This window comes from Alkalibacterium putridalgicola, from assembly GCF_900109825.1.
Classification (GTDB): domain Bacteria; phylum Bacillota; class Bacilli; order Lactobacillales; family Carnobacteriaceae_A; genus Alkalibacterium; species Alkalibacterium putridalgicola.
On the sequence record NZ_FOBL01000012.1, the window covers coordinates 1 to 24,347 of the forward strand.

Annotated in this window: 13 protein-coding genes; 11 read left to right on the top strand and 2 right to left on the bottom strand. The window is 45.0% G+C overall.

Annotated elements, in window-relative coordinates; genetic code table 11:
- A partial coding sequence (locus BMX84_RS05330) for a transposase (RefSeq protein ID WP_143058672.1) occupies nucleotides 1-256 on the bottom strand: 256 nt, incomplete at its 3' end.
- A gap of 190 nt (nucleotides 257-446) precedes the next feature.
- On the opposite strand from BMX84_RS05330, the gene BMX84_RS05335 reads away from it, so the two are divergent.
- The 7 genes from BMX84_RS05335 to BMX84_RS05365 all read left to right on the top strand — a co-directional run bounded on the left by BMX84_RS05335 (nucleotide 447) and on the right by BMX84_RS05365 (nucleotide 13,915).
- Complete coding sequence (locus tag BMX84_RS05335) at nucleotides 447-2,780, top strand: glycoside hydrolase family 31 protein (protein ID WP_091487850.1); 2,334 nt, start codon at nucleotides 447-449, stop codon at nucleotides 2,778-2,780.
- A 283-nt stretch (nucleotides 2,781-3,063) separates the two neighbouring features.
- The gene (locus tag BMX84_RS05340; protein WP_218142334.1) at nucleotides 3,064-6,117 is read left to right on the top strand and encodes a glycoside hydrolase family 2 TIM barrel-domain containing protein; all 3,054 of its coding nucleotides are present in this window, start codon (nucleotides 3,064-3,066) and stop codon (nucleotides 6,115-6,117) included.
- A gap of 34 nt (nucleotides 6,118-6,151) precedes the next feature.
- A complete protein-coding gene (locus BMX84_RS05345) occupies nucleotides 6,152-7,459 on the top strand; it encodes an ABC transporter substrate-binding protein (RefSeq protein ID WP_091487852.1) in 1,308 nt (435 codons plus the stop codon).
- 116 nt (nucleotides 7,460-7,575) lie between these two features.
- The gene (locus BMX84_RS05350) at nucleotides 7,576-8,451 is read left to right on the top strand and encodes a carbohydrate ABC transporter permease (protein ID WP_091487938.1); all 876 of its coding nucleotides are present in this window, start codon (nucleotides 7,576-7,578) and stop codon (nucleotides 8,449-8,451) included.
- Complete coding sequence (locus BMX84_RS05355; protein WP_091487854.1) at nucleotides 8,448-9,281, top strand: carbohydrate ABC transporter permease; 834 nt, start codon at nucleotides 8,448-8,450, stop codon at nucleotides 9,279-9,281. The genes BMX84_RS05350 and BMX84_RS05355 overlap by 4 nt, the downstream gene beginning before the upstream one ends.
- A 376-nt stretch (nucleotides 9,282-9,657) precedes the next feature.
- Complete coding sequence (locus BMX84_RS05360; protein WP_091487856.1) at nucleotides 9,658-11,397, top strand: glycoside hydrolase family 35 protein; 1,740 nt, start codon at nucleotides 9,658-9,660, stop codon at nucleotides 11,395-11,397.
- 196 nt (nucleotides 11,398-11,593) lie between these two features.
- On the top strand, nucleotides 11,594-13,915 hold the full coding sequence (locus BMX84_RS05365; protein WP_091487857.1) for a glycoside hydrolase family 31 protein: 2,322 nt from the start codon (nucleotides 11,594-11,596) through the stop codon (nucleotides 13,913-13,915).
- A 123-nt stretch (nucleotides 13,916-14,038) separates the two neighbouring features.
- Here the strand turns inward: BMX84_RS05365 and BMX84_RS05370 are convergent, their stop codons facing one another.
- Nucleotides 14,039-14,797 (bottom strand): MurR/RpiR family transcriptional regulator, encoded by a 759-nt coding sequence (locus BMX84_RS05370; RefSeq protein ID WP_091487859.1) that lies wholly within the window; start codon nucleotides 14,795-14,797, stop codon nucleotides 14,039-14,041.
- A gap of 193 nt (nucleotides 14,798-14,990) precedes the next feature.
- Here BMX84_RS05370 and BMX84_RS05375 point away from each other — a divergent pair, with 193 nt between their 5' ends.
- From BMX84_RS05375 to BMX84_RS05390, 4 genes are all read left to right on the top strand, one after another.
- A complete protein-coding gene (locus BMX84_RS05375) occupies nucleotides 14,991-16,961 on the top strand; it encodes a fructose-specific PTS transporter subunit EIIC (protein WP_091487860.1) in 1,971 nt (656 codons plus the stop codon).
- Nucleotides 16,962-17,041: 80 nt separating this feature from the next.
- The gene (locus BMX84_RS05380) at nucleotides 17,042-19,723 is read left to right on the top strand and encodes a glycoside hydrolase family 38 N-terminal domain-containing protein (RefSeq protein WP_091487862.1); all 2,682 of its coding nucleotides are present in this window, start codon (nucleotides 17,042-17,044) and stop codon (nucleotides 19,721-19,723) included.
- On the top strand, nucleotides 19,716-21,404 hold the full coding sequence (locus BMX84_RS05385; RefSeq protein ID WP_091487864.1) for an alpha-amylase family glycosyl hydrolase: 1,689 nt from the start codon (nucleotides 19,716-19,718) through the stop codon (nucleotides 21,402-21,404). Before BMX84_RS05380 ends, BMX84_RS05385 begins: the two co-directional genes overlap by 8 nt.
- A gap of 249 nt (nucleotides 21,405-21,653) precedes the next feature.
- The gene (locus BMX84_RS05390; RefSeq protein WP_091487865.1) at nucleotides 21,654-23,951 is read left to right on the top strand and encodes a glycoside hydrolase family 65 protein; all 2,298 of its coding nucleotides are present in this window, start codon (nucleotides 21,654-21,656) and stop codon (nucleotides 23,949-23,951) included.
- The last annotated feature ends 396 nt before the right edge of the window (nucleotides 23,952-24,347 follow it).

The window sequence follows — 24,347 nt, forward strand, 5'->3', positions numbered from 1 at the left end:
TTTGAGTGAACATGGCTAAGACCTTTTTTAGGATATCATTGTCTGTCTTAAGACGGGCATTCTCTGCTTTGATTTTTTCGATATCTGCTTCAGAATACCCGGTTTTTTCATCCGTGGAATATTTTTTGATCCACCGATAAATGGTTTGTTCTGCTATGCCATGTTCCTCACTTAAATTCTTTACTGAATGACCATTTTCGTACAAACTGACTAGCGTTTTCTTATAGTCGACATCATAGGTTCTTCGGTTTGACATCGATAGACACTCCTTTTCGATAGTTTATATTCTATCAAAACGTGTCCAGGATTTCATACTAACATCAAAAAAACGGAAGTGTGAAAAATAATCTTGTCTCTTATCTTTGTGTAAAGGCGATAACTTTAGTTATAATGAAGCTAAGCAAACTGACTATTTGGATAAGCTTACAGAAAAGGAGCCGGTCCTCATGAAGCAACCAGAAATCATCGATAAGTCGATCGTTCAGGGAGAAAAGTACCGCTTCACCGTGATCACAGACAAACTAATACGAATGGAATTTTCTGAAGAAGGGATTTTTGAGGACCGATCCACTCAGATCGTCATCAACCGGTTTACTGACGACGTGGATTTTGAAGTGAAGGACTCTGAGAACATGGTAGAGATTCTGACGGATGCCTTCCATCTTTGCTATATGAAAGAGGAAGCGTTCGCTCCACATAATTTATTCGTTGATGCAAGGTACCGGTTTACCGAGTATTCGAACCGCTGGTATTATGGCCAGTACATTCCCACTTTAAAAGGATCCCTTCGAACAGTGGATGAAGTGGATGGCGAGGCGGAGCTAGAGGAGAGTATCATATCCAAAGCCGGGTATGCGGTACTGGATGATTCCAATTCCTTTATTTTTAATGAAGATGATACGATCAGTCCAAGAGGCCACCAGCAGAAAGATATCTATTTTTTTGCATATGGGAGAGACTATCTGAAAGCGATCAAGGACTTTTACCGGCTGTCCGGACATCCGCCACTGTTGCCGCGCTATGCTTTGTGCAACTGGTGGAGCCGTTACTGGACCTATTCAGAACAGTCGTATCTGGCACTGATGGACCGTTTCGAAGTGGAAGACATTCCTTTTTCAGTGGCCGTCCTGGATATGGACTGGCATTTGACTGATATTCCATCTAAATACGGGAGCGGCTGGACAGGGTACACTTGGAACAAGGAAATCTTTCCTGATCCAGAATCTTTTTTGACAAAGCTTCATGACCGGGGACTTGCCGTGACCTTGAACGTGCATCCGGCTGACGGTATCAGAGGCTTTGAGGAACAGTATGATATTGTGGCTGATAAACTGGATTTAAATAAACAGATGGAAGAGCCGGCCAGTTTCGACCTGATGAATGAGACTTTTCGAGAAACCTATTTTGAAGATGTGAATCATCCGCTGGAAGAACAGGGGGTCGATTTCTGGTGGATCGACTGGCAGCAGGGCGAGTACAGCCGCAGCATTGTCGATCCGCTCTGGCTGCTCAATCACTATTATTATGAAGATCTAAAAAAACGTGAAAATGAGGCGCTGATCTTGTCACGTTTTGCGGGGCCCGGCAGTCAACGTTATCCCGTCGGTTTTTCCGGTGATTCGGTGATTTCCTGGGAATCTCTGCGGTTCCAGCCTTATTTGACCGCGACCTCTTCCAATATCGGCTTTACCTGGTGGAGTCATGATATTGGAGGAAACAATAAAGGGCATAGAGATGAAGAACTGATACTAAGATGGGTTCAGTTCGGCGTATTCAGTCTCATCAACCGGCTCCACAGTTCAAAGAGCGCCTTTACGAGCAAAGAACCGTGGAACTATACGGATAATATAAGAAAACATATGGTAAAATTTTTGAGGCTTCGTCATGCCTTGATCCCGTATCTGTATACACTGAATGTCCGCAACAGTGAAGAAGGAATCCCAGTTATCCAGCCGCTTTATTACAATTGTGCGATGGATGAAGCCGGCTACAACAATAAGAACGAGTACTTCTTCGGTGATCAGCTGCTCGTTCTGCCGATCACGAATAAAAGAGATGAAGAAACGCTTTACGGCAGCGAGCGTGTCTACCTGCCTGAAGGGATGTGGTTCGATATTTTCACCAATTTACGGTACGGAGGCAAAGTTGAAATGAAGATCTATCGCGATGAGTCAATGATCCCTGCCTTCGCACGAGCTGGGTGCATCATCCCTTTGGATCATAAACCGACTGAAACCAGAGCCGGTGATCTGCCGGAAGAGATCGAGTGGCTGATCTATCCCGGCCAAAGCAATGCCTTTGATTTAGTGGAAGATCAAAATGGCATTCGATCCATTACAACGTTGGAGTTGAATGTTTTAGATCAGCGTTTGACCATCAAAACAGAGGATCTGGGAAAGATCCTGCCTCAAAATCGTAAGCATATCATCCAATTCAACGCCTCAAAAAAAGTTGAAGTCACAAGCTTTGAGAATGGGAAAGTGGAGATTGCAAGATTTTCAGAAGACGTGAATCGGACATCGGTTACGATCATTCCTCAAAATGCCGATCACACAACTATCAGATTCGATCACTTCAAAATAATCAAAAAGCAGGATATCAGCAGTGAATTATACAAACGACTGCATCGGGCACAGGTAAGACATTATCTGAAAAATGATCTTTTGAGCAGCTTTGACAGTGATCTGACCGACTTCAGCCTGCTCGCCCTCGTGGATCAGATAGAAGAAGAGTATTTGAGCGAATCCCTATTCGAACTGCTGTATATCAAGAACAGCTGACTAATAGAAACAATCCTAGCAGAGGAAAAACTAATGCATAAAATGAAGACTTACAGTTGGCCGGCAGGCTTTTTGTAAGTCTTTTTTTACTAGTCAGTTCTGAAGTTTTTCGATATCGTTTATTATTAAAGTATAGCACTTAGATATAGAAAACAAAAACGTTTACTAATTTTACTAAAACATTTCGTAAACGCTTGCATTCTTTAGTATTTTTTATATGATTATTACAACAATATAAGAAAGGGGTTACAATGAGATTTCTGTTCATAATTATTGAAGGAAGGTGGTAATCATCATCTCTACGAATTATTTGAAACAGGATTGCCTGGAAGTGAACCGTCAGCCTGAACATGCTTACTTTTTCGCCTATAAAGATAAAGAAAGTGCCCTCAGCTATGATCGGTCATATTCACAAGGCTTTACCTTACTGAACGGCGCCTGGAAGTTTCATTACGGCAGGCATCCGAACGATGTAGACGACGATTTTTTCAAGAAAGAATTCAATGATGCAGCGTGGGAATCGCTTCATGTTCCATCCCACTGGGAAATGAAAGGCTATAGTAAACCTCATTATACAAACGTGCAGTACCCATTTCCGGTCGATCCGCCGCATATTCCGTCAGACAATCCGACGGGAACCTACCGGAAAACCTTCTACTTAAGCGAAGTGAAAGAACGTTCAGTGATCCGGTTCGAGGGCGTCGACAGTGCCTTTGATCTATGGCTGAACGGTGAATATATCGGTTACTCGACCGGCAGCCGGATCGCAGCTGAATTCGATATTTCGGATCTACTGATCGAAGGTCATAATACTCTGGCGGTCAAAGTATACAAATGGTCAGCGCAGAGTTATCTGGAAGACCAGGACATGTGGTGGCTGTCAGGCATATTCAGAGATGTGTATATCCTGTCTAAAGAAACCACTGGCATAAAAGACTACTTTGTAAAGACGATCTTTGACAAAGACTATAAAGATGCCGAACTGAATCTGTCACTGGATGTGACGGAAGCAACGATCGGCAAAGACGTGAAGATCGAACTCTTCGATAAAAACCATGACAGAGTTTTTGAAGAGACCGTATCACTCGATAAAGAGTCAGTTGAGTTTTCAAAAACCGTTGAAACACCTGTTAAGTGGTCGGCAGAAGATCCAACGCTTCATCACTTGCTGTTTACTATTGAAGATAATGGAAACGTTTTAGAGGTCGTGCCACAGCGAATCGGCTTCAGGCAAGTGGAACTCAAAGACGGGCTGATCAAGGTGAACGGCCAACGCATTTTATTCAAAGGCGTGAACCGTCACGAATTTCATCCGGAACACGGACGGGCCGTTCCTTTAGATGTGATGGAACAGCACCTGAAACTGATGAAGCAGCACAACATCAATGCAGTCCGGACCTCACATTACCCAAGCGATCCGCGTTTTTACGACTTATGCGATGAATACGGCTTTTATGTGATCGATGAAACAGACCTGGAAACGCACGGCTTTACCTTGATCAATGATCTGGATCAGCTGAGCGACAACAAGGACTGGCAGAAGAATTATATCGACCGCATTAAACGCATGGTCGAGCGGGACAAGAATCATCCGGCTGTGATCATCTGGTCTCTCGGTAACGAGTCAGGATTCGGTCAGAATCATCTGGCGATGGCTGAGTGGGCGAGAGGTCGTGACGAGACCCGACTCCTGCATTATGAAGGGGAAACAATCCGTATCCTTGATGAATCAAATTATGAACCCAAGACACTGAATCAGAGTGCCGACTTCTTCTCAACGATGTACACAGATGTTGGTCGCCTGGAAAAACTGGGTAAACAGACTCATCTGGAGCAACCGCATGTTTTATGTGAGTTTGCTCACGCGATGGGGAATGGTCCCGGCGGCTTCAAGGAATACACCGAGTTGTTCAATAAATACCCGCGTCTTCAAGGAGGCTTTGTCTGGGAATGGATCGATCACGGGATCAAGGCGATCAATGAAGACAATGAAGAATTCTACGCATACGGCGGTGACTTCGGGGAACACCCGCATGACGGCAACTTCGTCATCGACGGCCTGATTTTCCCTGACCGTACCCCATCACCGGCACTACTTGACTACAAGCGGGCGATCCAGCCGGTGAAAGCCGAGCTGGAAGGGAATCAGCTGACGATCACCAACCGCTATGACTTTATCGATTTAAGCAAGCTGAAAGCCAACTGGGTGCTGAAACAGAACGGCAGGATCCTGGATCAGGGCGACTTGGATGTCACCGGCATCAAAGCTCAGGAGTCTGAAACGTTTGACTTACCGCTTGACGTGTCAGAGATCACGAAAGAATCCCAGCTGCTGGTCGAATGCCACACGAAAAACACTGAACGCTGGAGTGATTCCGGTCATCTTGTGGCTTGGGACCAGTTTACGATCGGCAAGGGAGTGACCTGGCCGGAACGACATGCAACAGATGAACCGATCGCAGTCATGGAAGACGGTGACTTGCTCTTTTTGAAAAACGGACAGTTCGAACTGGTCTTTGATACCTTTGAAGGAAAAATCAAAACGTATAGGGTCAATGGTGACCTTCTCATCGAAGAAGGACCGGAAAATAATTTCTGGAGGCCCATGACCGACAATGACAGCATCGGACACGACGATTTCAATACGCGTCCCAACAAAGAAGCATGGAAACAGTACGGTGTGGATCACTTCCAGGAGCGTATCGAAGAGGTTTCGGTCGATCTGGACGACGACGATTTCGTCATTGAAGTGAAAAGCACACTGGCCCCTCCCGTCCTCAACTGGGGCTTCCGCTCGACCGTCACGTATACGGTCAGACCGAACGGCGTCATTACGATTGATGTGAAAGGCGAAAAATTCGGGAATGGCCCGCTGACTTTACCGAAGATCGGCCTGCAGATGAACATCTCAAAATGGCTCGATCAGGTGACATGGTATGGAAACGGTCCGGGAGAATCTTATCCGGATATTCAGTTCGCCACCAGGAAAGATGTCTGGACACTGAAGAGTGACGAACTGGAAACATCTTATATTATGCCTCAGGAAAACGGAAACCGCAGCGATGTCGACTGGGTAAGCTTCACACACAGCGACGGAACGGGCTTCCTGATAAAAGGGAACGACTTGAACTTCAGTCTGAGGGAATACAGCACGGAAATACTGGACGAAGCGAAACACATTTATGAACTTGTCAAAGAAGACGCATGGGAATTGAATATCGATCACAAACTGAACGGCATTGGGTCTTCGAGTTGTGGACCGGGGGTGTTGGATAAGTACAAATTGACGAATGACAGTTATCAGTATCATTTAAGTCTGGAACCATACACAAGATAAGCAGTCAAATAAAAATAAAAATGGAGGGTTTTACATGTTCAGCAAAAAACATTTATTTTTAAGTGCTTCAGCCGTATTATTACTCGCAGCTTGTGGTAACGGAGACGATGAAACGGGAGATACTGGGGAAGAAACAACGGAGGAAACCAGTGGGGATATGAACGAACTGACCGTCTGGACCTGGGATCCAAACTTCAACGTTAAAGCTTTGGAAATGGCGGAAGAACGTTACCAGGAAGAAAATCCGGATTTCTCACTCAATATTATTGAAAATGCTCAGGAAGATGTGGTTCAAAAACTGAATACCAGCTTAAGCTCCGGTGTAGATACAGGGCTTCCGCAGATCGTCTTTATTGAAGACTACCGTGCACCAAGTTTCCTGAATTCTTATGACGAGGCATTCTATCCACTAGGTGACTACTACAACACCGATGAGTTTGCTGACTACAAAGTGGCAGCTGGATCAGTTGATGACAATGTCTATAACATTCCATTCGATACTGGGGTAACTGGACTTTATGTCCGTACAGATTATCTGGAAGATGCCGGTTACAGCCTGGAAGATCTGGAAGACATCACTTGGGACGAATATATCGAAATCGGGAAAGATGTATATGATCAGACGGGTATCAAGTGGCTGACTAATGACCATGGGGACTTAGGCATCATGCGTGTCATGCTTCAATCCTCTGGGGTATGGTGGACAGAAGAAGACGGGACGACACCTTACATTGCTGACAACATGGCATTAAAAGAAGCTTTTGAAGATTACAAGGAAATGAACGATTCAGGTATCATGAATGTCCATAACGAATGGGATCAGTTCATTCAGACATTCAATAATGGTGATGTAGTGACGGTCCCAACGGGTAACTGGATCTCAGCTTCTATCATGCAGGCTGAAGATCAGTCAGGCAAATGGGGAATTGCTCCGATCCCAAGACAGAATATCGAAGGTTCAGTCAACGCTTCTAACTTAGGCGGCTCGTCCATTTATGTTCTCCAGGGAGAAGGACAGGAAGCGGCAGCTGAATTCTTAGCTGCAACATTCGGTTCAGATGTTGATTTCTATCAGGACTTGGTCACAGAGATCAATGCTCTGGGAGCGTACGAACCGGCAACTGAAGGGGAAGCCTATGAACAAGAAAGTGAATTCTATGGCGGACAGCAGATCTTCCAGGACTTAGCTGAATGGACTCAGGAGATCCCTGAAGTTGATTTCGGTCAAAGAACTTATGAAATCCAGGACATCTTGGCTGTTGCTCTTCAAGAATATTTGAATGGTGCTGACTTGGATGAAGTCCTCCAGAATGCCCAGGAACAGGCAGAGTCAAACATGTAATTTTTAGTTAGACTGTTAAAGACTCTTTCAATCTGTTTTTGAAAGAGTCTTTAATTCTAGTTTGAGAAGGGGGATTTAAGTTGTCTGACAAAAAAAAGAAAGTCAAAAAGAAAAAAATGGGAAAACTCCAGCGTAACCGTGTCTGGATGAGCTGGACCTTTGTCCTTATTCCGACTTTATTTATTATCACGTTTTACTTTTATCCAATGATCCAGGCCTTTTGGATCTCACTCCACACAGGAACTGGGGTCAATCTGGACTTTACCGGACTGGATAACTACCGACGATTATTCAATGATCAGGCATTTATAACGGCTGTCAAGAATACGTTTATTTTCTTCATTTTTCAGATACCACTGATGATCATTCTGGCATTGTTCTTCTCGGTGCTATTGAATCAGAAGACGCTGCATTTCAAAGGCGTATTCAGGACACTGGTTTTCCTGCCGGCGATCACTTCACTGGTTGCCTATTCACTGATCTTCAGGTACTTGTTCTCAAATGATGGAGTGGTCAATCAGATCCTGATGTTCTTTAACTTCATAGATGATCCGATATTCTGGCTGGGGGATCCTTTCTGGGCTAAAGTACTGATCATCATCGCGATCACCTGGCGCTGGACAGGGTATAATATGATCTTTTACTTATCCGCGCTGCAAAATATCGATCCAGGGATCTATGAAGCGGCCCGTATCGACGGGGCAAGTGCTGTTCAGCAGTTCTTCAAGATCACGATTCCGATGCTGCGTCCGGTCATCCTGTTTACGTCGATCACGTCGACCATTGGGACCTTGCAGCTGTTCGATGAACCGATGAACTTGACCGGTGGGGGACCGGGGAATGCCACGACCACCATTTCACAGTATATTTATAATTTGTCATTCGAGTATACGCCGAACTTCGGCTATGCATCCGCGGTATCCTACAGTATCGTTGTCTTTGTACTGATACTTTCGGCCATTCAGTTTAGAGTAGGGAGGGAAAGAAAATGAAAAATGAAAAACGGACTAAACGTATCGCGACCTATGTCTTTTTAATACTAGTTTCGCTCATTTTCTTCTTCCCGTTCTATTTCCTGATCGTCAGTATTAGCAATCCGTCGATCGATATTACAAGAGGAAAGCTGCTTCCAGGCAGTCACCTCATTGAGAACTTCAAAACGATGATCGAAACGACCCCGATCAGTCTGTCGATCTGGAACTCGGCTTTAGTGTCTGTCGGTCAGACGATCATCTCCATCTTCGTCTCGTCTCTGGCAGGCTACGGCTTTGAAGTCCACCCCAGCCGCGGCAAGGAAGTCGTGTATAACATCATTCTTTTATCCATGATGATCCCGTTCGCCGCGCTGATGGTTCCGCTGTTCCGACTATTTGGGACCATTTCCGGTATCGCACCGGCCTTGGGGATCGATACGCTGTTTGGTGTTGTTTTACCTTACGTTTCTACGGCCTTCCTGGTTTTCTTCTTTAGACAGAACACCAAGATGTTCCCGAAAGAACTCATTGAAGCGGGCCGTATCGACGGTTTGTCAGAATTAGGGATCTTTGTCAAAATCTTTATTCCGACTATGAAAACGACTTATGCCGCAGCCGGTATCGTCACGTTCATGAACTCATGGAACAACTACCTGTGGCCTCTGATCGTACTGCAGTCACCAGAGAACTACACGGTGCCGCTGGTCATTTCAGCAATGGGCTCCGGCTACACGATCGATTACGGTTCTGTTATGATCGCCATCTTTATCACGACGATCCCGACCGCCATCATCTTCTTTGTCTTACAGAAATACTTCGTACAAGGAATGGTCGGCTCGCTTAAATAAAGTGATGAGACAAGTCAAAACGCTTATGGAAGCACCCAAAAAGAACTGCGATTCCTTTTTGGGTGTTTTCTTATATGTGCTGTCTAAAAGCTTGATGTGAAATCATGATATGAGTGAGTAGACCACGCTCGATGCTTGCATATGCACCTCGAGTTAAATGTGTGAGTAGATAAGCGAACAGACCAAGCGTACTAGCTTAAAGTGAGCTAAGAGGGAAAGTTTATAAGCCGGCTGAGTTACGGGCTAACTGATTGCTTCCGTTTGATTTTGAATAAGTAAGCTCGACCGGAATGAATAGACAGCCGTTCAAATTAGTCAACTAAAAAGTGAAAGAGATGATTTAGATACGATCATTTATAAAAGGAGTGGTTCATCAATGTTTGAGATAAGAGAAGATTTTTATTGGAATGAAAAGCCTATTAAGATTATTTCTGGCTCGATTCATTATTTCAGAGTAGTCCCCGAATACTGGGAAGACCGGTTGAAAAAGCTGAAAGCGATGGGGTGCAACACAGTCGAGACGTATATTCCCTGGAACTTTCATGAACCAAAAGAAGGGCAGTACGATTTTGACGGCATGCATGATGTGGCAAAGTTCATTAAAACAGCGCAGTCGCTGAATCTGTTCGTCATCGTCCGGCCGTCCCCTTATATTTGTGCTGAATGGGAATTTGGCGGTCTGCCTAGCTGGCTCTTGAAAGATAAAAACATGCAGCTAAGGACGTACTACGAGCCGCTGCTTAACAAGATCGATCACTATTTTGAAAAGTTATTTAATGAACTGGTTCCGCTGCAGGCCACACATGGCGGGCCGATCATTATGATGCAGGTTGAAAACGAGTACGGCAGTTATAACAATGATAAAAACTATCTGAAAGCGCTAGTCGACATGATGAAAAAGTATGGGGTAGATGTTCCTTTGGTCACCAGCGATGGCACATGGCTTGATATGCTGGAAAACGGGACACTTCCTGAATATGCTCATCCAACTGTCAACTTCGGCTCTGATGCTGCTCATCATTTTGGTGAACTCGAGCACTTCATCGGTAAAGATTCTCCTTTGATGGTAATGGAGTTCTGGATCGGCTGGTTCACGGCCTGGGGTAATAAGAAATATAACCGGACAGACTACAAAAAACAGGCAGAAGAGCTACGTAAAGTTTTAAATAAAGGCCATGTCAATTTCTATATGTTCCACGGCGGAACGAACTTTGGCTTTATGAACGGATCCAACTATTACGATCAACTGACACCGGACATCACTTCATATGATTACGATGCGCCTTTATCCGAATGGGGAGATGTAACTAAAAAGTATAAGGCGTTCAGGGAAGTGATCCAGGAGGTCACAAACAGCGAACTGCCTCCGTTACCCGAATTGGTCAAGAAAATGGACTACGGGAAAGTCGCTCTAAAAGCTCGTACTTCTTTGTTTGAAAATCTGGACACGATTAGTGAAGGTGTAAAGAGTCCGTACACGCTTTCGATGGAAGAACTGGACCAGGATTACGGCTATGTTTTATATCGACAAAAAGCCGGTCCTAAAAGACAAGTAGAGGATTTCCGACTGCTGGGGACAAACGACCGTGCACAAATCTTCCTTAACGGCGTATTGGAGCTGACACAATACGACAAAGAATTAGGGGATAAAGAAGTTTTTGAACTGACTGAAGATGAGATGACTATGAATATCCTGGTGGAGAATATGGGGCGTGTCAATTACGGCCCGCGTCTCAAAGCGCAATCCAAAGGGATCACAGATGGCGTATTCCTGAACGGTGCTTACCGCAGTGGCTGGACGCATTACCCCTTACCACTGGATAACATTGATAAAGTAGATTATGAGAAACCCTACCAAGAACAGGCGCCGAGTTTTTCCTTGTTCGAACATGAAATAGAAGAAACAGCGGATACCTTTATCGATATGACAGGCTGGGGCAAAGGCATCGTTTTTATGAATGGCTTCAACCTCGGACGCTTCTGGGAAGTCGGACCGCAGTATAAACTTTATGTACCCGCGCCGTTACTTAAGGAAGGCCTTAACCAGATCGTGGTCTTTGAAACAGAAGGAAAGGTGAAAGAAGAACTTATATTTTCTAACAAGCCGCCGTATTGACCAATATAGTAACCATAAAGGCAATGTTCATTTGAGCATTGCCTTTTTTTGAGGTAAAATCTTCATTGTCTCTAATTTATAGCTACTTATATTTTTGTAAACGAGCGGCTGTATTCGCTATAATAGAATTACCATCGGTTAAAATAATTTTTTAATATAACTAAAGGGGCTTTTTATATTCCGGAGGGAGAAGTGTATGAACCAACTAAAAAACATCATCAAGGGAAATACTTACCGGTTTACTGTCTTGACCAGCAAACTGCTGCGAATGGAGTATTCCAAAGACGGCATTTTCGAAGACCGTCCAACTCAAATTGTAAAGAATCGTGATTTAGGCGAAGTGGATTTTGAGCTCAAGGAAACACATCAGATGATCGAGATCATCACCGATTCGTTTCACCTTCGCTATATGAAGGAAAAAGAGTTTTCGCCAAAGAACCTGTCGATAGATGTCAGATACAACTATACGAACTACACGAACAGATGGTACTTCGGCCAGTATATCCCGACGCTTAAAGGGGCATTACGGACCGTCGACAAGGTGGACGGGGAAGCACCGCTGGAAGAGAGTATCATTTCTAAATACGGCTACGCGACGCTTGATGATTCGCGGTCTTTTGTTTTTGACGAAAATGAAAACATCAAGGTGAAGAATCACACGCAGACGGATATGTACTTTTTTGCTTATGGCAGAGAGTATGAGAAAGCCGTTCAGGACTTTTACCGACTGTCCGGCCACCCGCCGCTACTGCCGCGCTATGCCTTGGGCAACTGGTGGAGCAGATACTGGCGTTATACGGAAGAGAGCTACCTGAAGCTGATCGATAAATTTGAAGAAGACGATATTCCGCTGGCAGTGAGTGTCATCGATATGGACTGGCACCTTACAGACGTGCCTTCAAAGTATGGAAGCGGCTGGACCGGTTATACCTGGAACAAAGAGCTGTTTCCTGATCCCGAACGTTTCTTAGAAACGCTTCAGGACAAAGGACTGGCAGTGACTTTGAACGTGCATCCAGCGGACGGTATCCGGGCTTTTGAAGAACAGTATGAAGTTGTTGCAGGAAAGCTTGATCTCAGTACATCTATCGAAGAACCGGCCCATTTTGACTTGATGGATGACGACTTCAGACAGGTCTATTTCGAGGACGTCCACCATCCTATGGAAGAACTGGGCGTTGACTTCTGGTGGATCGACTGGCAACAGGGCGAATTCAGCAGCAGCGACATCGATCCCCTGTGGCTCTTAAATCATTATCATTTCAAAGACATGAAAGACCGGGGCAAAGACGGACTGATCCTGTCGCGTTACGGAGGGCCAGGCAGTCACCGTTATCCCGTCGGCTTTTCGGGAGATGCCATCATCACCTGGGATTCGCTGAAGTTCCAGCCTTACTTGACGGCAACGTCTTCTAATATCGGCTACACTTGGTGGAGCCATGACATCGGCGGCCACTTCAAAGGCTATAAGGATGAAGAACTGGCACTGAGATGGTTCCAGTTCGGCGTATTCAGTCCGATCAATCGTCTGCATAGTTCCAACAGTGCCTTTTCGAGCAAGGAACCCTGGAAGTACAGCATCGGCATCAGACAGAACATGACGGAAGCTTTGCGTTTGCGTCATGCGCTGATCCCTTACCTCTATACCTTGAATGTGTTGAACAGCGAGCAGGGCATCCCGGTCATTCAGCCGGTCTACTATAAATACCCGCACGAGGAGTCGGCTTATCATATCAGGAATGAATATTTCTTTGGAAGTGAACTCCTCGTCTTGCCGGTAACCAGCAAGAAAGATGAGGAGACGCTATACGGGAGTGAAGTCTTTTATTTCCCTGAAGGTCAGTGGTTCGATGTGTTCACCAACTTCCGCTATAAAGGTCAGTCGGAACTGAAAGTGTTGAGAGATGAAACGACCATCCCGGTTTTTGCTAAAGAAGGCAGCATCATCCCACTCGATCCAGCGCCAACTGAAACAGATGCCCATAATTTACCAGAAAATATGGACTGGCTGATCTATCCTGGAGCCAGCAACCGCTTTGAACTGGTCGAAGACGCCGACCATCAGCGAGCGGTAACCACTTTTGAACTGAATCATTCCGAGCAGATTCTGTCTATAAATATAGAAGGTGAGAAGACAGTTTTACCGGAAGAGCGCAGGCATGTCATTCATTTCAATGGATCAAATGAAGTGAAGGTAGTAGACGTGCAAAACGGCGAAGTCGAAGCGTCAGTATTCGATAAAAAACTGAACCGGACCACCGTTACGCTTAAGCCAGAAGGCAGCGGAGCGCTGACAGTAAGGTTTAACGGTTTCAAAGCGATCGCCCAGCAGGATATCAGTGAAGAACTATTCAAGCGTCTGGACAAAGCTCAAGTCGGCTATTTCCTGAAAGACGACCTGCTCAATGCCTTCAACAGTGACCTTTCTGACTTCAGTCTGCTTGCGCTGATCAATGAAATGGAAGAAGAACAGCTTAGTCAGTCATTGTTTGAACTGCTTTATATCAAGAACAGCTGATCCTGGCAGTACTATAGAATTAAGACTATACAGTAAATACACCGTACTCAACATGGAAGAGTTGAGTACGGTGTGTTTTTATAAAAATGATGCCAATTGATGTCACACAAAGGGTCAGGGAACTCATTCGTATTCGATCATTCTATAATAGTCAACGACGAGATCTGACAAAATCACAAGAAATGATCTTGCTGATATATCGTAACCTTTGTATAAATAGTGCTGAATTGAGAAGCTGACGCCTATATCTGTGGTTTTCATCAAGGCGCTATCGGGATTGTTGGTCAGAACGATCGTCGGTATTGCTAAGTGAGACAGTTTTTCAGCGGCTTTGACCAGCGTCTGGGTTTCGCCGCTTGATGAGATGAAAATGACTAGATCATGGCTGTCGACCCAGTTACTGACTAAATCGATCATGTGGGATTCATAGATATAAGAAGACGCCCGGTTGATCTGCATTAGTCGCTTACTCATATATTCGCCGACCACTTTTGTGAGTCCAACTGAAATGATGATGATCTTGTCTGCTTTCTTCATTTCTTCGGCAGCTTTTTTCAGAACGTTTTTATCTAGGTGAGCAAGCCCGGTAGAAAGACCATCCAAGTACTGGTCGACCGGGTCGAGATTCTCCAGATTCTCGCTGCGGGTCAACTGTTCGTTCATTTTTTTCAGATTGAATTTAAATTCTGAAAAGCCTCCGTAGCCTAATTTATGACTCAGGCGGACGATGGTCGTTGTGCTGACGGCATTTTTTTCGGCGAGCTTTGTCAAAGACATCTCGGCGACGTCCTCGCTGTTGTTTTCAATGTAATAAAGTATTTGTTTCTCGGTATAAGTCAGATTTGCCAGTTCGTTTGCATGAATATCTAAAAGCCTGCCCATATCATCTCGTCCTTTATTGTAAGCATTTCTTTCATTTTAACACAACACTTCTGCAAGTACATCTGTCATGTAGATCGTCTGCTAACTTCAGGATGTACAATTGTACAGGGGATGTACTAGTCCTTAGATATAACGTGGTGTATTCTATACATAGATCAACTGAAAACGTTTTTAAAAACAAGGAGGAAACAACGTGGACTTAAAGAAACTAACATCTAAGCAGCTGGTTCGGTATGATATCACATCAACAGATAAGGCAGAAGTGATCAGAGAACTTGTTCATTCATTATACAAAGAAAACATTATCAATGACGAGCAGACCTTTTATGACAGTGTAATGGAAAGAGAGGGAACCTCGGCTACTGGAATGGAAAACGGGCTGGCCATTCCTCACGGGAAATCTGAAACCGTTAACGAAGCAGCTTTTGCTGTGGCACGCCTTGAGCGTCCTGTAAAGGAATGGGAAAGTATCGATCCTGATAATCAAGTGGAGCTGGTCTTTTTACTGGCTATCCCAACGAGTGAAGCAGGATCCACGCATTTAAACGTGCTGGCTGAATTGAGCACGCGCTTGATGAATAAGGCCTATTACACGCGTCTTCTTGAAGCCAAAGATTCAGACGACTTTATGAAGGCGCTGGACAGTTATGAAAAAGCCGGGAAGAAAGCCGTCAGCAAAGAAGGAAAAACGATCCTGGCTGTGACGTCGTGTGCTTCAGGTATCGCCCATACTTACATGGCAGCTGAAGCGCTTGAAAAAGCAGCTGACAAGTTGGGGTATACGATCTGGACCGAAAAGCAGGGAGCAACTGGTATCGAAGACCGTATAAGTGCAGAGATGATCAAAAAAGCAGACGGTATCGTCTTTGCTACAGATCTGCCGGTTAAAGAGAAAGCACGTTTTGCCGGACTTCCTTACGTACAGACCCGTGTTGCTGACCCGCTTAAGAATAGTGAATCGCTTCTGACCAAAGTAGTTGGGAAACCTGACGGTAAAGTAAAAGTACAGGACAGCGATGTGGCTCCAAGACAGGAGAATCACAACGGCGAAAAACAAGGTGTCCTAAGTGAAATGGTCCAGGCCGTTATGACTGGTATCAGTTACATGATCCCACTCCTCGTTGCGGGTGGTTTAATGATGGGTATCGCCAAGCTTGGCGCTATGCCTTTCGGGCTGGTCAATGAGATCAATGATATTTCTTACGCGACACACAGCAATGAATTCTTTGTTATATTACATCACTTGGATAAACTCGGCTTTATGATTTTCCAGTTCATCTATGCTATTTTCGCAGCCTATACAGCTTATTCTATTGCTGACCGAGTTGGTATCGTAGCCGGTTTTGTCGGGGGACTCTTTGCCAACGGTGTTCACTTCCGTTTCTGGGGGATCGAAGGAGGCGTCGCTTCCGGGTTCTTGGGAGCACTTGTCCTTGGTCTACTCGCCGGATATCTGTCACGATTCTTGAACGAAAAAATCAAACTGAACCGCAATCTACAGGCAATGAAACCAATGTTCTTGATCCCTGCAGTTTCTGTACTGGTTATCTTCCTGGCTAATTTCTATATCGTCGATCCTGTATTTGGTGGGCTGAACCAGTTGATGGAACAAGCGATCACAGCTTCTGCTGAAGGCGGAGAAATCATTCTTTCTTCGATCATCGCAGCAGCAACAGCCTTTGACTTGGGTGGACCTGTCAACAAAGCTGCTGGGGCCATCAATATCGGACTGGCTGCAGACGGGATCTTCCCACTGACTGCACGCGTCCTATCGATCGTTATCCCACCGATCGGCTTAGGGCTAGCAACCGTCCTTGACAAGTATATCGTTGGTAAGCGCGTATTCAATGCAAACTTGCGCGTCACAGGTAACACATCGATCCTGCTCGGTTTCTTAGCCATCAGTGAAGGGGCGATCCCGTTCATGCTGCAGAATCCGATCATTACGATCCCGATCAATATTATCGGAGCCATCCTGGGTTCTATTACAGCCGTGCTTTTAGGTGCCGTACAATGGCTACCGCTTCCAGCTGTCTGGGGCTGGCCATTAGTCGATAACGTACTGGCTTATATCATCGGACTGCTCGTAGGAACATTATTTATTGCACTGTCAAACATCTTTATCCGAAACAATATGATCAAGCGCGGAAAAATGACTGTTTAATCACTGAAAATAAAAAGGAATAGGTCCGTGGAGGAAGTAAGTCTCCACGGATACTGTTTTATTCACAGGAGGACTTAAAGATGACATCGAAACGAGTATATATCGTTCCTCATTCTCATTGGGACAGGGAATGGTATTTTACGATCGAAGATTCCAATTTAATATTAGTTGAAAACATTAACCGGTTGCTCGACGTGTTGGAGCAAGACACGGCTTATCACGGGTATGTCTTTGACGGACAGCTGTCTGTGGTGGAAGAGTTTTTGAGGATCGAACCGAAGCAAACGGATCGCTTGAAGAAGTTGATCGAGAAGAAACGCTTGTTTATCGGTCCCTGGTACACGCAGGCGGATTCATTGCTGACACATAAAGAGTCACTTGTTCGTAATTTGCTGTATGGTGTTTCAGGCTCCGAAAAAATGGGGCACAGCATGAATGTGGGCTATCTGCCGGATATCTTTGGACAAAACACCTATCTGCCGTCGCTTTTTAAAAACTTCGGCATCGATTATGGTATTTTCCAGCGCGGGCTGTATACGGATGAACTGAATGGTGATGTCCATTTTAAATGGCAGTCGCCTGACGGGGAATCGGTCAAGGGAGCGGTCCTGCCACTAGGGTATGGACCTGGGAAATTTCTTGAAGCCAGTAAGGATTATATGAATGACCATCTTAAACCGCTTGTAGACAAAGTGAGTGATATGAGCAAACATACTGATCATATCCTCTTTCCGTCCGGTGGGGACCAGGTTCTTGTACGTGAGCATTTCCCGGAAACGGTTAGAGCACTGAATGCTATGGATGGAGAAAACAGCTATGTCTTGTCAGATTATGAGACTTACATGGATGAAACATGGAATGAGGAAGCCTTCAATAATACGATCGAAGGCGAGCTTATCGCAACCGAAACCTCACGGATGCACCGAACGATTCGTTCTCAGCGTTATGACATCAAATACTGGAATTATCAGGTGGAACACAAACTCATTGGACAGCTTGAACCTTTAGCGGTCATGGGTCATGCCCTTGGTCTTCGCTATCCGAAAGCGCGTCTGGATGAAATGTGGAAAGAACTGTTCGATGTCCATGCACACGATAGTATCGGCGGCTGCAATTCAGACGCAACGAATCAAAATATCATGGAACGTCTTCATAAGATCGACCGTCAGATCGATGGTTTGATGAATATTATCAAGCGACAGATGACTCAAGCCATCGTGAATCAGTCTGAAGAAGAGCAGCTGCTCGTTGTGTTCAATACGAACGGAAAAGCTGCAAAACAGAATGTGGAAGCTATTTTGTTCACCGATCAGCCATCCTTTGAACTGATCAGTAATGAAGGAGAAACTCTCAGCTATTCTCTGCTCGAACAGATAGAAATGGATGGCGGGAAAAAGATCCAGGTCACAGATGAGGGTGAAAAAGAAGTCCCGCTTCCGGGTTACTTTAAAACTAAGGTCCTGATTGAAAGCCTTTCTCTTCCTTCTTTTGGCTATACGACGTTGAATATAAATGCAGAAGTTAAACCAAACCAGGATCACGAAACTACGCCTGTTCAGTCACTTGAAAATGATCAGGTAAAAATCTTTGTGGAAGACGGTTCGCTTTTCCTTTATAACAAAGTATCCGATAAAACACTTAAAGATTTTCTGCAGTTCGAGGATACAGCAGATGCGGGGGATTCTTATGACTATTCACCCTTGCCTGGAAGTGAACCGATCTTGATCGATCAATTCGAATGTGTCACGACTTCACAGTCTGGTCGTGTACAGTTGATGGACTTAGAGACTAAAGCCCAGTTGCCGAAACTCTTAGATGAACGCCGTCAGGCTGACCACAATAAACAGCAGGCATCAACAGAAAATATCACGATCAAAACCCGACTGACTTTGAAACCGGATGATGTCTTCGTCCATGTCCATCATGAAATCGAGAACACTGTCAAAGATCACCGTCTACGCGTTTTGATTCAGACACCAGTAGAGAAGCCTCTGTATTCCTACGGCGATCAGGGTTACAGCCTGATCCAACGCCCGCTGGTCGAGGAACGTATGGCTGACTGGAAAGAACGCGGCTACAAAGAAGCACCAGTCCCGATCTATACCGTTGAGCGTTTCGCCGGACTAAAGGGTGAAAAGACAGCCATTACTGCCTTTACGAAAGGGATCAAAGAATATGAAGTACTGAAGGATACCCGTCGATTTGCTCTGACTCTGTTTCGCAGTGTGGGGCTGCTTGGACGCGATGATTTGGCTTGGCGACCGGGACGAGCTTCAGGTATCAACAATAAGGTCGTCAAAACCCCTGACGCACAGATGCTTGGAGCGATGACATTTGATTATGCCGTCTGCTTCGGTAATGATTCAGATAAGGTTCTGTTTGACCTCGCCGATCAGTATAATAGCCAGGTGTTCACCTATCAGCACCAGAAACTCAATACCTTTGAAGAACGGTTAGACCGATTTGAGATTCCATATCCGATAAGCAAACTTCAAAAGAGCCAGTCTCTGCTTGAACTTTCCGATCCAAAGGTCTTCATCAGTGCTTTGAAACATGCCGAAGAAGGAACGGGCGCAGTCGTGAGACTCTATAATCCGACTGACCAGGAAGTCAAGCTTTCTATCAAGACGTCTTTGGGTGAGACTATTTTCACGACGGACTTGAAAGAAGAAAAACAAGCTGAAGTATCTCAGATAACTGTGCCAAGCCGTGGGTATCAGACCGTTTTAATAGAAAAAGAAGGGACAGATCCAAGTGAATGACCAATCAAAATTTAAAGATCAGCTAAGGCAGCACCTGACATTTATATACGGGGATGCTTTTCAGGAAGACTTTGTCACTGACATAAATGATCTTGTTATAAAATGGCAGTCAAATGAACAGGAAAAGAGTGAACCGCTGACTGAAGAGAATATCTATCTCATTGCCTACGGTGACAGCATCCAAAAAGAAGATGAAGCCCCTTTAGCTACCCTGCATCACTTTCTTAAAGAAGAAACTGATGGTATCATAACGGATGTTCACCTTCTGCCGATGTTTCCATATACATCTGATGACGGCTTTTCAGTTGTGGACTATCGCGAGATCAATCCCGACTATGGCACGTGGCAGGATATCGAGGCATTTTCAGAAGATTTTCGACTGATGTTCGACTTCGTGGCGAATCATATCTCTAAATCCAGCAGCTGGTTCAAGAAATACCTGGAAGATGACCCCGAGTATGCCAAGTATTTTATCGAAAAAGATGAAGCCTTTGATGCATCTGAAGTAGTGCGTCCAAGAACTTCACCGCTATTTCATTCATATGAAAGCAAACAAGGTAAAAAAACAGCTTGGACGACGTTCAGTGAAGATCAGGTCGATGTGAACTTCAGACATTTCCCGGTACTCTTGGAAATGACAGAGATCTTGCTGGAATATATTGCTAAAGGTGCTTCAAGCATACGCCTTGATGCGATTGGCTTTATATGGAAAAAGTCGGGAAGTACTAGTATACATCTGCCGGAAGCACATGAAATCATCAAGCTCTGGCACACGATCACTGAGAAAGTCGATTCGGAAGTTCAGATCATTACGGAAACGAACGTACCGCATAAAGAGAATATTTCTTATTTCGGTAGCGGCACGGATGAAGCGCATATGGTCTATCAGTTCACGCTCCCTCCGCTTGTCCAGTACAGCTTTGCAACGAAGAATGCAGCCAAACTGACAAACTGGGCAAAAACGATCGAAAAAATCTCGGACCAGGCGACTTACTTCAACTTCTTAGCCAGTCATGACGGTATCGGTGTCAGACCGGTTGAGGGGATCCTTAATGATGAAGAACTGGGTGTGCTCCTTGAAAAAGTGGAGCAAAACGGCGGAGCGGTTTCTTATAAATCCAATCCGGACGGGTCCAAGTCACCCTATGAGCTGAACATCAACTATATGGACATGCTGAAAGACAAGGAGGATTCGCTGGAGATTCATGTGAAGAAAGCACTGGCTGCACATGCGATCCTTTTATCTTTTATAGGCGTCCCGGCCATTTACTACCATTCACTTTTTGGTTCACAAAATGACAGAGAGGGTCTAGAAAAATCAGGGATCAATCGCCGCATCAACAGAGAGAAACTCTCTTACGACAGCTTGAAAGCTGAATTTCAAGAAGAAGGGCGACGCCGCCTAGTCTTTGAAGGCATGAAAGATATGATCAAAGTCAGACAGTCGTCTTCAGCTTTTTCCCCTTTTGCAGATCAGGAAGTCCTGACGGATGACGAACGGCTCTTTTCGCTTATCCGTTCAAACAAGCAGACTGATGAAAAAGTATTTTTCTCGGTCAATGTGTCTGATGAACCCGTCGATTTAGACTTACCATTCAGCGGAGAGAATCTCTATGCTAGCAATAAATTATCCAAGAAATTAGCCTTAGATCCATACGAGTTTGTCTGGATCAAAGATTAATTAAACAAGAAAACCAGTCAGCTATAATGAGCTGACTGGTTTTCTTGCTTTTTAGTATAATAAAGTAATCGTATTTAAAATTCAGCCGATGAGAAACGACAATAGTTCAACCTATACTCCTCAATTTTTGAATGATCATTTGAAGGTTTGACCGTCCGATATTCATATGCTTGGTAATAACCAGGACATGTATTCTATAATAAAGATAAGTGTAAAGACCCCAAGCAGTATGTTTGAAAGGAGACCGCTATGAATTCATTGATATCTAAAGATTCGAAATGGGTTTTAACAGAGAAAGGGACAGACCCGGAAATGATCAGACAGAATGAAACGTTGTTCGCCTTGTCGAACGGGCATTTCGGTACACGCGGCAGTTTGGAAGAGGCTGAGCGGACCAGGGAATACAGTCACAGCGAGGCCACGCTCGTGAATGCCTACTATGACAGCGAACCGATCGAGTATGGCGAGTGGGCCTACGGATACGCCGAAAAACACCAGACAGTCATCCCAGTCCCGAACGGGAAGAAGCTGGCAATCAAGCTGGACAATGACCTGTTCGATCTGGAAACCGGGAAGACGACGGACCACAAGCGTCAGCTCGACTTGAAGAAGGGACTGCTCACACGGTCCTTCACCTGGGAGAATACAAAGGGACATAAACTGGACGTGATAATAGAACGATTCGTCTCTTACGATTATCCAGAACTGCTGGCACAAAATATCAAGATCACACCATATGACGAAGGGTGTGACCTTCAGATTGTTGCAACGCTGGATGACTTAAAAGAAATGGGAAGCCTCTCTGAAGAAGAGAGTAATGATCCGCGGATCAAGGCTCAGAAAGAACGACGCTTCAAGTCCGAACGGTTGGAAGACTTCGAAAATCAGCTGTTGCATATAGAAACTAACAGCACAGATCTACACATGATCATGGGAGAAAAGAATGAGCTGTCGGATTCATCCGTTCAGTCCCGCTTTGAAAACGGAGCGGAAAGCTGGGAAATAGATACAGTCAAAGGCGAAACGGTAACACTTGAACGTATCGTTGGGTATAGCAACATTTTTAAAGACGCTTCTTATAAAGAAGAAAAAGCACAAAAACTTTCCACGATCATAAACGAAGCTTCAGCGATCGGTTTTGAAGGGTTGAAAGAAAAGCATGTGGACCATATGGAAGAATTCTGGGAAACATCTGATATAGAAATCGAGGGAGACGACGAATTGCAGGTAGGTCTGCGCTTCAATCTTTTCCACTTGTACCAGGCAGCCGGGCGAGACGGAAAGCGGAACATGTCGGCCAAGGGACTGACCGGTGAAGGCTATGAAGGTCATTATTTCTGGGACACTGAAATGTACATGCTCCCCTTCTTCCTTTATACCCAGCCGAAGATCGCCAAGCATTTATTGAATTACCGCTATACGATCCTGCATGAAGCACGCAACCGAGCTAGGGAGATGGCCGTAGACAAGGGAGCGCTCTTTGCCTGGCGCACGATCAACGGAAAAGAAGCCAGCCCGTATTATCCTGCCGGTACCGCTCAGATCCATATCAACGGCGATATTGCGCATGCTGTCCACTCGTATGTTAAAGTGACCGGGGACAGACGTTTCGGTATGCATGAGGGCCTTGAGATCCTTGTAGAGACTGCGCGATTTTATGCTGGCTGGGGCCACTTCGATGAAAAGCGAAACGGTGCTTTTGTTCTAAACGATGTGACCGGACCCGATGAGTATACAGCGATTGTCAATAACAACTATTATACGAACCTCATGGCCAAGCATAACTTCAAGTATGCAGCCCAAATGGTGGAAGCAGTTCTTGAAGCCCAAGATGAAACCGGCTTGGACGTTCTTAAACGTATCGGCTTTGACAAGACGGAACTGGAAAACTGGAAGAAAGCCGCTGACAGAATGTTCCTACCCTATGATGAGGAACAGAGACTCACAATGCAGGATGACAGTTTCTTCCATAAAGAAGTGTGGGATATCGAAAACACACCGAAAGACAAGTTCCCGCTGCTGCTGCATTATCATCCGCTGACGATCTACCGCTACCAGGTCAACAAGCAGGCCGATACGGTGCTTGCCGAGTTCCTGTTCTCTGATGAATTTTCACAGGAACAGAAAGCCAGAGACTACGATTACTATGAATCTTTCACAACGCATGATTCGTCCTTGTCACGTTCTGTGTTTGGAATGATGGCCAGCGATCTAGGAGAGATGGATAAAGCTTACAGCTATTTCATGGATACGGCGCTGATGGACATCACGGATATGCAGAGCAATACGAAAGACGGTGTGCATGCGGCAAACATGGGAGGGACGTGGATGAGCATGGTCTACGGTTTTGGAGGCATGCGTCTGTTAAACGATACCCTCCAATTCAGACCGCGACTGCCGAAAGACTGGACACGCGTCACCTTCAAAGTTCAGTTCCGTCACCGTTTGATCAAGGTGGCGATCGGTAAAGAGGATACCGAGTATACCTTGTTAAAAGGCGAACCGCTCGTCATCCGTCATTTTGATGAAGAGAAGCATCTAGACTAAATCTAATCATGAAAAAAGTGCTGACCTCAATGGGTCAGCACTTTTTTGTGTCGTTTTAGTTTCGTTAAAAGGAATATACCAGATTTTATATTAAGACCATACTCGCTTCAGGCGAGTATGACCATCATTAGATCGATTCAAAAAAAATATTCTGTGAGCAGGCTTAAAAATATTTTATTCTGTCTGCTCAGATTGTCTAGCAGTTGAGCTGGCCATACTTCTGTCATCAAGTGACCGCTCATTTATATACTCTACTTCAGTCGGCACTAAAACACGAAGGTAGTGACCAGTCAGAGGTCTTATAAATTTGAGAAGGCTCTTGATAGCTATTCAAAGGACGACCCGGATTAGATATGGCGTTGAGCAGGCAGTAAAAGTGGCATTTTCTACCCACCC

Bases quoted from the DNA above. Each gene is read 5' to 3' on its own strand.
- BMX84_RS05335 (WP_091487850.1), top strand. From the start codon at position 447: ATGAAGCAACCAGAAATCATCGATAAGTCGATCGTTCAGGGAGAAAAG.
- BMX84_RS05345 (WP_091487852.1), top strand. From the start codon at position 6,152: ATGTTCAGCAAAAAACATTTATTTTTAAGTGCTTCAGCCGTATTATTA.
- BMX84_RS05350 (WP_091487938.1), top strand. From the start codon at position 7,576: ATGGGAAAACTCCAGCGTAACCGTGTCTGGATGAGCTGGACCTTTGTC.
- BMX84_RS05355 (WP_091487854.1), top strand. From the start codon at position 8,448: ATGAAAAATGAAAAACGGACTAAACGTATCGCGACCTATGTCTTTTTA.
- BMX84_RS05360 (WP_091487856.1), top strand. From the start codon at position 9,658: ATGTTTGAGATAAGAGAAGATTTTTATTGGAATGAAAAGCCTATTAAG.
- BMX84_RS05365 (WP_091487857.1), top strand. From the start codon at position 11,594: ATGAACCAACTAAAAAACATCATCAAGGGAAATACTTACCGGTTTACT.
- BMX84_RS05370 (WP_091487859.1), bottom strand. From the start codon at position 14,797: ATGGGCAGGCTTTTAGATATTCATGCAAACGAACTGGCAAATCTGACT.
- BMX84_RS05380 (WP_091487862.1), top strand. From the start codon at position 17,042: ATGACATCGAAACGAGTATATATCGTTCCTCATTCTCATTGGGACAGG.
- BMX84_RS05390 (WP_091487865.1), top strand. From the start codon at position 21,654: ATGAATTCATTGATATCTAAAGATTCGAAATGGGTTTTAACAGAGAAA.